13 protein-coding genes and 2 tRNA genes are annotated in these 13,759 nt (G+C 33.6%); 10 read left to right on the top strand and 5 right to left on the bottom strand.

All coding sequences use genetic code 11. From position 1 onward, the window contains the following. Positions 1-7 precede the first annotated feature (7 nt). The 6 genes from NYQ10_RS05390 to NYQ10_RS05415 all read left to right on the top strand — a co-directional run bounded on the left by NYQ10_RS05390 (position 8) and on the right by NYQ10_RS05415 (position 5,128). Positions 8-760, top strand: a complete 753-nt coding sequence (locus tag NYQ10_RS05390; protein ID WP_289879225.1) for a DUF6515 family protein — start codon at positions 8-10, stop codon at positions 758-760. 237 nt (positions 761-997) lie between these two features. Next, positions 998-1,576 carry a DUF4136 domain-containing protein gene (locus tag NYQ10_RS05395; protein ID WP_289879226.1) on the top strand — a complete coding sequence of 193 codons (579 nt, stop codon included), beginning with the start codon at positions 998-1,000 and terminating at the stop codon, positions 1,574-1,576. Between the two features lie 126 nt (positions 1,577-1,702). Next, positions 1,703-2,215 (top strand): hypothetical protein, encoded by a 513-nt coding sequence (locus tag NYQ10_RS05400; RefSeq protein ID WP_289879227.1) that lies wholly within the window; start codon positions 1,703-1,705, stop codon positions 2,213-2,215. 36 nt (positions 2,216-2,251) lie between these two features. Beyond that, positions 2,252-2,878: a helix-turn-helix domain-containing protein gene (locus NYQ10_RS05405; protein ID WP_289879228.1), complete on the top strand. Its 627-nt coding sequence runs from the start codon at positions 2,252-2,254 to the stop codon at positions 2,876-2,878. Positions 2,879-2,950: 72 nt separating this feature from the next. Next, on the top strand, positions 2,951-3,919 hold the full coding sequence (locus NYQ10_RS05410) for a SphA family protein (RefSeq protein ID WP_289879229.1): 969 nt from the start codon (positions 2,951-2,953) through the stop codon (positions 3,917-3,919). Positions 3,920-3,967: 48 nt separating this feature from the next. Next, the gene (locus NYQ10_RS05415) at positions 3,968-5,128 is read left to right on the top strand and encodes a BamA/TamA family outer membrane protein (protein ID WP_289879230.1); all 1,161 of its coding nucleotides are present in this window, start codon (positions 3,968-3,970) and stop codon (positions 5,126-5,128) included. Positions 5,129-5,222: 94 nt separating this feature from the next. Here the strand turns inward: NYQ10_RS05415 and NYQ10_RS05420 are convergent, their stop codons facing one another. Together NYQ10_RS05420 and NYQ10_RS05425 are read right to left on the bottom strand one after the other, a co-directional pair. Further along, entirely contained in the window at positions 5,223-6,083 is an 861-nt protein-coding gene (locus tag NYQ10_RS05420; RefSeq protein WP_289879231.1) for a CPBP family intramembrane glutamic endopeptidase, read from the bottom strand. 77 nt (positions 6,084-6,160) lie between these two features. Then, on the bottom strand, positions 6,161-6,958 hold the full coding sequence (locus tag NYQ10_RS05425) for an AraC family transcriptional regulator (RefSeq protein ID WP_289879232.1): 798 nt from the start codon (positions 6,956-6,958) through the stop codon (positions 6,161-6,163). A gap of 230 nt (positions 6,959-7,188) precedes the next feature. Between NYQ10_RS05425 and NYQ10_RS05430 the strand changes: the two genes are divergently transcribed. Further along, positions 7,189-8,385 carry an aminopeptidase C gene (locus tag NYQ10_RS05430; RefSeq protein WP_289879233.1) on the top strand — a complete coding sequence of 399 codons (1,197 nt, stop codon included), beginning with the start codon at positions 7,189-7,191 and terminating at the stop codon, positions 8,383-8,385. A gap of 237 nt (positions 8,386-8,622) precedes the next feature. Continuing rightward, positions 8,623-9,294, top strand: coding sequence for a hypothetical protein (locus tag NYQ10_RS05435; protein WP_289879234.1), 672 nt, complete (start codon positions 8,623-8,625; stop codon positions 9,292-9,294). Between the two features lie 255 nt (positions 9,295-9,549). On the opposite strand, the gene NYQ10_RS05440 is transcribed toward NYQ10_RS05435, so the two are convergent. The 3 genes from NYQ10_RS05440 to rseP all read right to left on the bottom strand — a co-directional run bounded on the left by NYQ10_RS05440 (position 9,550) and on the right by rseP (position 11,161). After that, a tRNA-Asn gene (locus NYQ10_RS05440) sits at positions 9,550-9,622 on the bottom strand. Between the two features lie 38 nt (positions 9,623-9,660). Then, positions 9,661-9,734: transfer RNA gene (locus NYQ10_RS05445), tRNA-Asn, on the bottom strand. Positions 9,735-9,817: 83 nt separating this feature from the next. Continuing rightward, the gene (gene rseP / locus NYQ10_RS05450; protein ID WP_289879235.1) at positions 9,818-11,161 is read right to left on the bottom strand and encodes an RIP metalloprotease RseP; all 1,344 of its coding nucleotides are present in this window, start codon (positions 11,159-11,161) and stop codon (positions 9,818-9,820) included. A gap of 199 nt (positions 11,162-11,360) precedes the next feature. On the opposite strand from rseP, the gene namA reads away from it, so the two are divergent. Both namA and NYQ10_RS05460 read left to right on the top strand, forming a co-directional pair. Continuing rightward, positions 11,361-12,431 carry an NADPH dehydrogenase NamA gene (gene namA, locus NYQ10_RS05455; protein ID WP_289879236.1) on the top strand — a complete coding sequence of 357 codons (1,071 nt, stop codon included), beginning with the start codon at positions 11,361-11,363 and terminating at the stop codon, positions 12,429-12,431. Between the two features lie 79 nt (positions 12,432-12,510). Beyond that, on the top strand, positions 12,511-13,551 hold the full coding sequence (locus NYQ10_RS05460; RefSeq protein WP_289879237.1) for a Gfo/Idh/MocA family oxidoreductase: 1,041 nt from the start codon (positions 12,511-12,513) through the stop codon (positions 13,549-13,551). Positions 13,552-13,759 lie beyond the last annotated feature (208 nt).

The following is a 13,759-nucleotide window of genomic DNA, read 5'->3' on the forward strand; positions in this document are numbered from 1 at the left end:
TTTTGTCATGAAATTAGCGATACTTAAAAATATAAAATCATGGATTCTCATAGCGGTATTTGTAATGATGCTTATGCCAGAATCTTTAACTGCACAACGATTCGGTCATTTTACGCCGCATGCAGTAATGCCTCGTCCGATGCCGATACGCCCAATGCCGCATCCAACACCAATAAACCCTGGGCCGAGACCAATTCCACCGGGACCAAGGCCGATTCCGCCTGGACCGCGTCCAATTCCACCGCATCCATATCCGAGACCGTTGCCACCTCCGCCGCCGTTTCATCCTTATCCAGTGCCGTTTCCATACATTTATCATCCTTTCGTACCTTATTATTGGGGGCCAACTTGGTATCCTGTTGGTTTCTTTTTAACAACATTAACAACTGCAGCAATAGTTATTTCTGTAGAAAACAATAGCTATAATTACGATGACGGAGTATATTATGTAAAAGAATCTGATGGTTACAAAGTAGTTCCTGCACCATTAGGAGCAACGATTACAGAATTGCCAAAAGGGTATGTCACAATTACCGTTTCTGGAGTTGATTATTATTACTATGGAGGCACTTATTACATAAAAGATACCACAAAATATAAGGTTGTAACTCCTCCTGTTGGTGCAGTTGTAGCGCATTTGCCCGAAGGCGCTGAAGAAAAAAATATAGATGGGCAGAAATATATGATTTACAATAATGTATACTATCAGCCGATTTCTAAAGACGGACAAGATAGTTATGTAGTTGTACAAGGTAAATAATAAAGACAAAGTCTTTGGAGTTTGTGAAAGTAAAAAACGACTAAGTAAGATTTTATTTATTTAATTGTGTTAATTAATTAAAATCAATTATCTTTGATATTGTCTTAATTGGTTGTTTTCTAGTTAATTATAATCATTAAACAATTGTTAACGAGCTTTCCGCCCTTCATCCAAGATTTTTTAGATTTTAATACATTCGAGTTAAACTGATTTAATTATTAATTTAAATTTTAAAAGATGAATATTAAAAGAACAAATCTTCGTATAATCCCAATGTTGTTTTTGGGTTTAATTTACAGCTGTTCTCCAACTGTAAAGGTTACAAGTGATTATGACCATTCAGCAAATTTTAGTGAATACAAAACCTTTGCGGTTTATGATTTGAAAGCGCAAGAAGGGCAGGTTAATCAATTGAATGTTGACCGTGTAACAAAGGCAATACGCAACGAAATGCTGGCAAAAGGTTTTACAGAATCTGATAATCCAGATTTTAAAGTAAATGCAGTTTCTATCTTAAAAAACAAAACTTCAGTTAGTTCTAATACCAATTTTTATGGATATGGAGGAATGTATCGTCCATACGGATATTGGGGTGGAGGAGCTATGATGGGTGGTGCCAATACAACATTTAATACTTACGATTATGTTGACGGCTCACTAGTAATTGATGTTGTGTCTACAAAAACAGGTAAATTGATTTGGCAAGGAATTGGAAATTCCGAAATTGACAGTAAACCAGATAATCCAGAAGAGTTTATCAATGGTGCGATTAATAAAATCTTAGCCGGATTTCCTCCCGGAGCAGAAAAAAAATAATCTGAATATAGGATCCAAACAAATGTGCTTGGTCTAATCAGCCGATAAGCACATTTGTTTTCTAGACGAAAGTCCCCCCTTTCGAAAACAATTTTTAAGAAGTATAAACAAATTAAGCTAAAAAAAATGATCGATATTTTACTTTCGCTATTCTTCTTTATAGCTACAATTGCCGGTTTTGCTACAGCTTTAATGGTTCTTTTGTCGAGGAAGAACTATTCAAAAAGTTTCTTTTTGGGTGTTTTTTTGCTGAGTCTTGCAGTAGTAAGTATTTATAATTTTTACTTATCAGCTAATATCTTTAAGACTTTTCCAGATTTGATTACCATTACAAAAGCATTTATTTTTCTGACCGCTCCTTGCTCTTTTCTGTATGTTAGAAATATTTTGTCTTTTAAAAAAAGTTTCAGAAAATATGATTGGCTGCATTTTATGCCGTTCATTGTATATTTTGGTTTAACTGTAATTGTCTACATCGGAAGTTTTACAAATATAAAAGCGATCGATTATCTTGCAAACATTATTAAAAATCCATTTTCAATTCTTACGCTTACACTTTGGCTTTGCTATGTTTTTTTTCAAACCATGTTGATTTTAAACTATGATCTGAAAAAATTTAAAGGAAACCAATTTCAATGAAGCAAAGTAATTAATTGGATTAAGGTTTATAACCTGATGATTTTATTCTTGTTTTCGGCGCTTTTCGTGCATCATTTTCTTCTCAGAAAAGTTGCGGCTGTAGATATTTCCTGTTATGTGTTAATTTCATCTGTTTTGTTTTTTACAGTCGGCTGGCTTTATTTTAGACCGAATATTTTTCATGACGAAGAAGAAACATTCGACTTTGTAGTTGATAATGCCATTCTTGTAAAATCTAAGGAAACAAAAAATGTGATTCCGATAACAAACGAGTTGACTCCTGAAAAAAAAGAAGATTATCTTTTAAAACTGGATTTTGTATTGAATTCTAAAAATCTTTTTCTTAAAAAAGATTTCGTAATCAGAGATTTAGCAGACGAAACAGGAATTTCAGTTCATCATTTATCTAATTTGATCAATTCTGAATTTGGGCTTCATTTTCAGGATTATATCAATCTTAAAAGGATTGAATATTTCAAAGAGAAAATAAATGATCCAGAATGGAAAGATTTATCGTTAGAAGGAATGGCTTGGGGTTCTGGTTTTAAATCTCGAACAACTTGCTTTAGAGCATTTATAAAACATACTGGAAAATCTCCTTCAGAATACTTCAAAACAATTAGAATAAATCCAGATCGAACAGGCGCTTACTATTTTAAGTAGATCTTGATACTTTCAGAAATGAAATTATTGATAGCGATTGTAAAGTCTTAATTCATTTTAAAAAATTTCGCCATGAAAGCAAAAAATAATTATTCGAAAAAAGTACTGCAATCCGCTTTATTAATAATGATGTTATTCGTTTTCTTTATTGGAAATGCACAATTGAAAGGCGGTCATATTTTAGGAGCAATGGGATTACAATCGGGAACTCAAGCTCCAGAAAATACTTTAAGCGTATATGTTCCGGCATATATTTACACAGCAAATTGTCTGAGAAATGCCGATGGTGATAAAATTGGAAATCCAGACTTAACAATGTTTATAACAGGTGTTGGAGCTAATTATGTAAGCGATTTTAAAATTCTCGGAGCCAATTACGGAGCAACTATTTTGTTGGCAGGAGCTTCAAACACTATTCAAGGAAGTTATATCGATTCTAAAAGCAGTTTTGCTTTTACAGATATGTATGTGCAACCAATTCAATTAGGCTGGCACAATAAAAAAGCCGATTTTGTTTTCAGCTACCAAATGTATATTCCAACAGGGAAATACGAACTAGGAGGCAGTAACAACAGCGGATTGGGAATGTTTATGAACGAATTCTCGGCAGGAACGACTTTGTTTTTTAATGAAAAGAAAACATTCCATTTTTCTGCATTAGCGGCGTATGAAATCAATGGAAAAAAGAAAGATACCGATATAAAAACAGGAGATATTTTAAGTATTGAAGGTGGTTTAGGAAAGACGTTCTATTGTATGAATGCCGAGAAAACAGCTCCAAAAGGAATCTTAAATGCGGGATTAATTTATTATTTCCAGTACAAAGTTTCAGATGATAAAATTCCTGTTGGAAGTTTCCTAGTCCTTGAGCCAGACAAAGACCATGTAAGCGCGCTTGGAGCTGAGGTCAATTATCTGCATATTGGCTGCATGACGCAAGCAGGTTTTAGATGGGTTTCTGAACTTGGAGCAGTCAATAGATTTCAAGGAAATACTTTTTTCATCACTCTAGCACATGTTTTCAGTTTAAAGAAAAAATAACGTTTTAGAATAAGGTAAATTTTAATTGTAATTTAAAGATTCAGTCTTATGAAAAACAGAAAACCATCAAGAAAAAATATCTTATTCTCCCTTTTGATTCTTTTGTCATTTAATACTTTAAATGCGCAGAAATATCATATCAGTGTAAAAGATTCTTTAGACGGAGCTTTCGATTTGAGCGATTATATAATTTACGCGCACGGTTTTATTGTTGTTCCAACAATTATTACAGAACCCGCATTAGGAAATATTGGAGGTGCATTGGTTCCCATTTTTTTAAAAAAACATGCGCCAGTAATAGAAGAAGATGGTAAAAAACGTATTGTAAGTCCAGATATAACAGGCGGAATCGGAATGTACACTGGGAATAAAAGTTGGATGGTAGGAGCTTTTCGTTCAGCGACACTCGTAAAACCTAGAATATTATATCGTGTTGCGGCAGGATATGGAGATGTAAATCTTTCGTTTTATGCCAACAACAGACCGAATCTTCCCGATGAAGAATTTAAACTTAATTTTAGATCTACGATTTTTTATACACAATGGCTTAAACAATTTAAAAATGCCAAATGGAGCGCAGGTCCACAGTATTTATTTTTAAACTCTAAAATAAATCTGCCCGATTTTAATCTTCCGCCGCCATTTGTAAAACCTGGCGATATCAAAAGTACAGTTAGTCAGTTTGGAGGAGCAATTCAGTTTGACGGACGTGATAACATATTTACACCAGATAAAGGAATCAGGATTCAATCCGATTTCTTTTGGTCAGACAACGCAATAGGAAGCGACTACGATGCCTGGCGCGTTAATTTATCAGCAATAGGATATTATCCATTAGCAAAAACATTAATTGGCGGACTAAGGGTAGAAGGAGAGCAGGCGTTTGGGAGTCCGCCTTTTTATTTAAGGCCAGGAATTAACCTGAGAGGAATTCCCGCAGCGCGTTATCAAGGAAAAACAAGTATTGTAACTGAAGCCGAACTAAGATGGGATTTTTATAAAAGATGGAGCATTATGGGATTTGGCGGACTTGCAAGTGCTTTTAACGATTGGGATCAGGCTTTTGCAAAACCCGTTGTTTACAGTTACGGTACAGGTTTTAGGTACCTAGTTGCCCGAAAATTTAAACTCAGAATGGGAGTTGATGTCGCGAAAGGAAATGAAGATTGGGCTTACTATATCGTTTTTGGAAGCAATTGGATGCGATAATTATGAATTGGGAAAAGTAAAATTCCCGATAATACTATCGGGAATTCAAATAAAATTTGTGTTAATTAGAGCCATTTGGCAAACAAAAAGCTGTTTATTTCTTCCAAGAAGGTTTGATAATTCTATTGTTTTTATGGCATAATACCAACAGTAGAATAGTTGCTAAAGCACAAAAGACAATTGCCTGTATTGATCCTTCGGGACCAAATGCACCACCTGTAATAAATTCTGGACCTTGTATTTGAGCTTCGACTAAATTGTTTGTTTTTTCATTTCCAGATGTGATTGCTCCATAAATTCCAGATTGAGTAAAATTCCAAGCAAAATGTATCGCGATTGGCAACCACAAACTACGACTGTACATAAACGCAGCTCCAAATAAAAAACCTGCAGTTGTAATACATATTCCAGAAATCAATGTACCATGGGGGTTTGCCAAGTGTAGAGCTCCAAATAATACTGAAGAAATAGCTAGCGAAATATAGCTTCCTAGTTTTTCTTCCATTATTCTAAAGATAATACCGCGAACCAAAACTTCTTCGATAATAGCAACGGTAAACATAATTGCAAACGGAATCAAGATAAACGTAACAGGATTTATTTTTACAATACTATAATTTCCGTTAAGGTACATGACCAAAATAGTTAAGGATTGTAAAATAAAACCAATCGAAATTCCAATAAATAGATTTTTAGCAAGTCCTTTTACAGCAAATTCAGTTATGATTCTTTTATCATATTTTTTAAAGAAAAAGATATAACTCAATATGCATGACGCGGAAACGAAAAGTCCTTTCAATAGATTTCTGTAATCTTTGTCGAGTGCAGTCAAACTGAGTAATTTTGAAGCAATTTGTTGTCCGATAATAACAACTGCCATAAAAGTAAGTAAGGCAAGAATAATTTTGGTTATTGGAGAATTGAATGTTTTTTGTTTTAAAGTAAACGTTTCCATTGGTTTGGTTTTAATGATTTGATGAAGCAAATGTATATTGCCTTGAAACCAAAAAATAGAATGAAATTTGCCTTCTTTTATAATTTTTGAAATTGTTTTGGTAAAAATCCAGTTTGGTTTTTAAAAGTTCTGATAAAATGACTTTGATCTGAAAATCCGCAACGAAGCGCAATTTCAGTCAAATTTTCTGAGCTAGATTGTATCAGCGAAAGCGAACGATTAATTTTAATTCTACGCATATATTCGCCTAAAGTACAGCCAAAATATTTCGGAAAATGTTTAGAGATTGTAATAGGATTTAAATTCAAAACTTGCGCCAAATCATTTAAATTAGGATTTTCATTCCAGCAGTCATTTAATAATTCATGTAGGCTTTTTACCCAAAAGGGACTCTTTTCATAGCGTTGCAAGTAATCATTGGCTAGAGAAAGCTGAGAAAACAGCATTTTAATTGTATCGTTAGAAAACGTATCTGCACATTGAGTTTCTCTAAAGATTTTCAGAATTAAAAACTTGATGTATGAGCTGTTTTGAATAGATTTTTCAATTGTAGTTTCATTAATTTGAAGCTCCTTCAGAAGATTTTCTTCAATTTCGACATTAATATTTCGAGAAGGAAAAAGGGTATTTTGATTCAAATGAAGTTCATCGCTGTGATAAAAAAGTAAAGAACCAGGACCAACAGTTTCATTGAAATTTTTTCGTTTCTCTGTAGTACCTCCTTTTAGAAAAAGCGTAAGATGAGCATTATTATGAGAATGCCAGCCTTCATAAACCTTATTTTGATATTCGGTTTCAACAATTGCAATTCCTTGATTGGTATTGAAAATGTTTTTGGTATTGCCGAGGTATTTTTCTTTTTCCAGTTCGTACATTTCGAGTTTACTTTCTGAATCTATGCCACCAAATTACGGTTTATTTATTTACGCTCAAATATTGAATATAAGAGATTAATATTTTTGCATAATTTGTAATCCTTTACATCCAAAAGGAAAGATTGTGAAAAAATTAACCGCTAAATAGCAATAAATTATAAAAAATTTAATTGTTTTGTAACAAATTAGAAACATTGCAGACTAATTTTGTTAAATCTTAAACATAACTTATGAATACATTTTCATTCAAATCAATGTTTGCAGCTTCAGTATTTTTGGCTGGAACAGCAGGCTGTTTTGCGCAAGATATTTTAGTAAATTCACTAAAATTAAACGCTAGCGACAAAAGCAAAGAGAACTTTAAATTTACAGAAGTAATTAATTTAGGAACAACCTCAGTAAAAACTCAAGGTTCGTCTGGAACTTGCTGGAGTTACTCAACAAACTCATTCTTAGAGTCAGAAATGATTCGTTTAGGAAAACAGCCAGTAGAATTATCCCAAATTTACTCTGCAAGAAATGTATATGTTGAAAAAGGAATTAACTACGTTCGCATGCATGGAGCAATTACTTTAGGTGATGGTGGAGCTTTGCATGACGTAATTAATATGTATAAAAAATATGGAACTGTTCCGAGAGAAGTTTACACAGGTTTAAATTACGGAACAGATAAAAATAAATTTGGTGAGATGTCAGCTCTTATCGAAGGCGTTTTATCGGCTGTTGTTAAAAATCCAAACGGAGAATTGACACCAAACTGGCAAAAAGCTTATGCAGCGGTTATTGATTCTTATTTAGGAAAAGTGCCAGAAAACTTCAACTACAAAGGGAAAAACTATACGCCACAATCTTTTGCTAAAGAAGTAGTAGGAATCAACCCTGATGATTATGTAGAAATGTCTTCTTTTACAAATACGCCATACTACCAAAAAACAACTATGATGGTGCCAGATAACTGGTCATTGGATCAAGTTTACAACGTGAAATTGAACGACATGACAGATGTAATCGACAATGCGTTGAAAAAAGGATACACAGTTGCTTGGGCAACAGATGTTAGCGAGAAAACATTCAGCTGGAAAAATGGTGTAGCTTATGTTGCAACTAAAAAATTCGACGATATGACTGCAGAAGAAAAAGCAGACTTATTTAACGGACCAAAAGCAGAGCCAGAAATTACTCCAGAAATGCGTCAAGCTGCGTTTGACAATTACACAACTACAGACGACCACGGAATGCACATTATTGGTTTAGCAAAAGACCAAACTGGAAAAGAATATTATATCGTAAAAAATTCTTGGGGAGAAACAAATGACTACAAAGGTTTCTTGTTTGTAACTAAGAACTTCGTAAAATATAAAACGACTGCGTTACTAGTAAATAAAGGAGGAATTCCTGCTGAAATTGCTAAGAAATTAGGGGTTTAATTACTTTAAGTTTTTAAAGAAATTGGAAAGCGCTGCAATTTATTGCGGCGCTTTTTTGTTTTAGAACCTAAAGAAAAATAATTTAAGGAACCTTTCTCCCTAATCAGGAACGCTTTACTGAAAAAAAGCATTTTAACGTTTTTTCGAGTTGTTTGCGGGAAATATTAAGCAAAACTGCAACAATGCAATATTTTTGATAAAATTTTAAGACAAACTGATAATTTTATTGAATTGTTTATGAGAAAGCAAAAAGCATTTTGGAGCATATTTTTATTGATTATTTCGCTTAATTGTTTTGCTCAACGTGCAGCAAATGCGGCTTCTTCGGTAAAAGGACAAACGATATTATTAACAGATAGTAAGTCAGACGATGATTGGTATATAAAGTCTTATTATGTAGAAGAACGAATTAATAAATTGTTCGGTGGAAGAATCATAACTTACGAAGTTTCAAAACTAGATATGGTCGATACTTACGATTTAGGTCCGAATAATGTTCGAACAATAATTCCGAAATATGTAAAAAGAAAACAAAAGATTAGTGCAGTTGCTGAGACAAAACCTCAAACAGGAAATATGACAGCTTCTTTGCAACCTGTTAAAATCGATATTAAAGCTCCTGCTAAAGAAGTACAATACGCAAATGTGGATGTAACGGGAACTTATGAAAAAGTCTTAGAGAAAGGCTATAAATCGCCAGAAATGCTTCAAAAAGTAGCCGACCGACTTTATTTTGAAGGAAACTTAAACACAGCGGCGGGCTATTATGAACAGTTGTTCATTTTGGTAAAAGATCCTGACGTTATTTATTACTACAGATACGCTCAATCATTAAAAGCAATCAATCAAATCGACAAAGCTGAGGTTTTGATGAAAAGGTTTAAGAGTGAGACATTGGTGGCGAAGTAATTTTTTAACCGCAAAGCACACAAAGTAAAAGCGCAAAGGTCGCAAAGTTTTATTTTTAAGCTTTGCGACCTTTGCATATGAAGATTTTTAGCCATTTTTTTTTAAAGAGATAACCGTCATTTTTAATATAGCCCGTGGTTTCAACCACGGGAACACAATCATGACCATAATATGGAATCCAGTGGTTGAAACCACTGGCTATGTTTAAATATTATGGTAAAAAAAAGACGATCAATTTGATCGTCTTTTTTTAAGCTCCCCTCTTGGGCTCGAACCAAGGACCCTCTGATTAACAGTCAGATGCTCTAACCAACTGAGCTAAGGAGGAATCACCTTATAGGTAAATATGTTTGCTAAAAAAAGTTGCTCCCCCTCTTGGGCTCGAACCAAGGACCCTCTGATTAACAGTCAGATGCTCTAACCAACTGAGCTAAGGAGGAAGTTGTTGCTCTTTTTAGCGAGTGCAAATATAAAACTATTTTTAGTTTCTCAAAAACATTTCCACTCTTTTTTTGACTTTTTTTTACTTGCCTACAATTGCTTTGTAAATGTCGTTTCCGTTAGCAAATAGTAGTAGTGAAATAAGTAAAACAAAACCAACCATTTGCGCATTCTCTAGGAATTTATCGCTCGGTTTTTTGCCACTAATCATTTCATATAATAAAAACATAACATGACCACCATCAAGAGCCGGAATTGGCAATAAATTCATAACTCCAAGCATAATTGACAATAAAGCCGTGATTGACCAGAATACTTCCCAGCTCCAAGAAGTAGGGAAAATATTGAAAATAGCCGCAAATCCACCTACTTGTTTGTAAGCTTTAGTTTCTGGATTAAAAATCATTTTCAATTGTTTTCCGTAACCAACCAATTGATCTTTTCCTTTTTCAAGACCAACCGGAATAGATTCGAAGAAACCATATTTTTTTGTGCTGATTTTATAATATCCTAATTTTTCTAATGATTTTAAATCTAAACCACCAGCCAAAACACCCAATTTTCCATCATTAGTAACTTTTAAAGTAATTGGAGTTTCTTTTAAATCACGTAACACAACGGCAGAAATTTGTTGTCCTTTATTGATGTCTAAAATAGGTTTTGCTTCATCAAAATATTTAATTTTTTGTCCGTTAAGAGAAAGAATCAAATCTTTTGGTTTTAAATTTTGGTTTGGAGAATTTTCGGCTACTTGACTAATTGCATAAGGTTTGCGTATCCCTATAAGAAGACCTTTTTCTGTTTTAGAAAGTTGATCAACAAAATCAGTTGGCATTGTGATGGTTTGCTGTTTTCCATCTCTTTCTATCAAAACATGCTTTGCCATAATAACATTCATGTTCATATCGCTGTCGTAATTTTCTACCGTTTTTCCGTCAATAGAAATAATTTTGTCTCCAGTTTTAAAACCAGCTTTAAGCATCACTGGATTTTCAATTAGAACACCATCTTTTAAGTCAGCATTTGAAATATAAGTATCGCCATAAGCGAAAGCCATACCAATATATATTATAAAAGCTAATATAAAGTTTACTGTAACACCGCCAAGCATGATAATTAAACGTTGCCAAGCTGGTTTAGTACGAAATTCCCAAGGTTGTGGAGGAAGAGCCATTTGCTCTTTGTCCATACTTTCATCTATCATTCCAGAAATTTTCACATAACCTCCAAGCGGAAGCCACCCGATACCGTATTCTGTTTCTCCGATTTTCTTTTTGAAAAGTGAATATTTAACATCAAAAAACAAATAAAATTTTTCGACTCTTGTTTTAAACAATTTAGCAGGGATAAAATGCCCTAATTCATGCAGAATAATAAGTAAAGATAAACTCAATAGAAATTGAGAGAGTTTGATAACTATATCCATTTTTTATTTTTAGTTCGTATTTAACGCACAAAAGTAGCGTTTTCTATTTTAATATAAGTGTGCAAGATAGTGTTTAAGATTTTAAATGTTTGTTAATTAATAAACATTTCAATATCTCATTTTAACAAGATACTGTAACTTTACTTTTTCAACATTATTTATACTAATAGGTAGTATAAAACCATTAAAAGTTACAATTATGGCTTCACGATTATTTTCTCCTTTAACGATAAAAAACATTACCCTAAAAAATAGAATTGTTATTTCTCCAATGTGTCAATATTCTGCCGAAGACGGTTTTGCAAACAATTGGCATTTGGTTCATTTAGGAAGTCGCGCAACAGGCGGAGCAGGACTAATTATTCAGGAAGCGACTGCAGTTTCTCCAGAAGCTAGAATTTCTCCTTCTGATCTTGGAATTTGGAAAGACGAACATATCGAAAAACTAAAAGAAATCAATCAATTTATTATTTCTCAAAATTCGATTCCTGGAATTCAATTGGCACATGCGGGACGAAAAGCGAGTGTATCTTCTCCTTGGCAGGGAAATAAAAAGTTAGATTTCGCTCAAGGCGGATGGCAAACCGTCGCTCCAAGTGCGATTCCGTATCATGATGACGAACCTTTTCTTCCAGAAGCTTTAGATAAAAACGGAATTCAAAAAGTAATTTCAGATTTTAAAACAGCAACCAAAAGAGTAGTCGAAGCAGGATATCAGGTTTTAGAAATTCATGCGGCACACGGTTATTTATTGCATCAATTTTTATCGCCTTTAACAAATGTAAGAACAGATGAATACGGCGGAAGTTTCGAAAATAGAATCCGTTTTACTTTAGAAATTCTAGAAGCTGTTCAAACAGAATGGCCTTCAGATTTGCCTTTATTTGTTAGAATTTCAGCAACAGATTGGGCAGAAAATGGTTGGAATCCAGAAGAATCTGTACAGCTTTCTAAAATATTAAAAGAAAAAGGAGTAGATTTAATAGACGTTTCGTCAGGCGGATTGGTTTCGCATCAAAAAATAACTTTAGGTCCTGGTTACCAAGTCCCTTTCGCAGAAAAGGTTAAAAAAGAAGCAAACATTTCAACGGGCGCAGTTGGTTTAATTACGGAGGCGAAACAAGCCGAAGAAATTTTGACAAAAGATCAAGCCGATTTAATTTTGTTTGCGAGAGAATCTTTGCGAAATCCCAATTTGCCTTTGGATTTTGCAAAAGAATTAGAAAGCGATATTCAATGGCCAAAACAATACGAAAGAGCTAAACTTTAAATGTTTTTTTTGCCACGAATTCACGAATTATAAAAAAATAAATTCGTGAATTCGTGTCGGAAAAGAAAATCACAACAACATGCAAAAAATAAAAACAGCATTATTATCATACGGAATGTCGGGGAAAGTTTTTCACGCTCCGTTTTTAGATATTCACGAAGGATTTGAATTATTAGGTTCTTGGGAAAGAAGTAAAAAACTAATTCAAGAAGATTATCCATACGTAAAAAGCTATGCAACAATAGACGAATTATTAAGCGATGATATCGATTTGGTAATTGTAAATACGCCGGTTGGAACACATTACGAATATGCAAAAAAAGTGCTTTTGGCAGGAAAACATGCCATTGTAGAAAAAGCATTCACAACAACTGTTGATGAAGCAAAAGAATTGGCAAAAATTGCAAAAGATAAAGGATTGAAATTGGCCGTATTTCAAAATAGAAGATGGGACAGTGATTTTAAAACCATTAAAAAAGTAATTGACGAAGGCGTTTTAGGAGATTTAGTAGAAGCAGAATTCCATTTCGACAGGTATAATCCACTATTGAGTCCGAAAGCACATAAAGAAACAGCCAATGATGGCGCGGGAGTTCTAAAAGATTTAGGTCCGCACATTATAGATCAAGCAGTTAGTTTATTTGGTTGCCCGAAAGCCGTTTTTGGAGATATTCGCGTAACCAGAGAAAATTCTGTTGTAGACGATTGGATCGATTTGACTTTGTTTTATTCTAATTTCAGAGTTAGACTAAAAGCTGGTTTTTTTGTAAGAGAAGCTAATCCAGCTTACGTGCTTCACGGAAAAAAAGGTTCATTTTTAAAACCTCGTGGAGACGTTCAGGAAGATGATTTAAAAGTTGGTAAAAAACCAAATCTAGAATCTTGGGGAACAGAAGATGAAAATCTGCAAGGACTTTTACACACAGAAATTAACGGTAAAATTGTTAGAGAAAAAATCCCAACACTTCAAGGCAATTATTTCAGTTTCTTCGATGGTGTTTACGAATCGATTGCAAGTCATAAAGAAGAACCAGTTACGGCACAAGACGGTGTAAAAGTAATGCAGGTTATAGAAGCTGCGATTGCAAGTAATGCACAGCAAAAAGTAATAAGTATATAATTAAGTAAGATTATCATTCCGTAGAAAATTTCTACCAATGAAATGTTCCTACGGAACAAGAAATATAAATAAATGGAGTTTTCTCAAAATTGAGATTGCTCCTTTTTTTGCTTAAAAAAAAATGAAACAAATTATGATTCTAATGAATCCGAAAAAATCGTAATTTTAATAAGAAGAAATCAACTGAAAACTTCTTAATTTATAAACA

Source organism: Flavobacterium johnsoniae, assembly GCF_030388325.1.
GTDB classification, from domain to species: domain Bacteria; phylum Bacteroidota; class Bacteroidia; order Flavobacteriales; family Flavobacteriaceae; genus Flavobacterium; species Flavobacterium johnsoniae_C.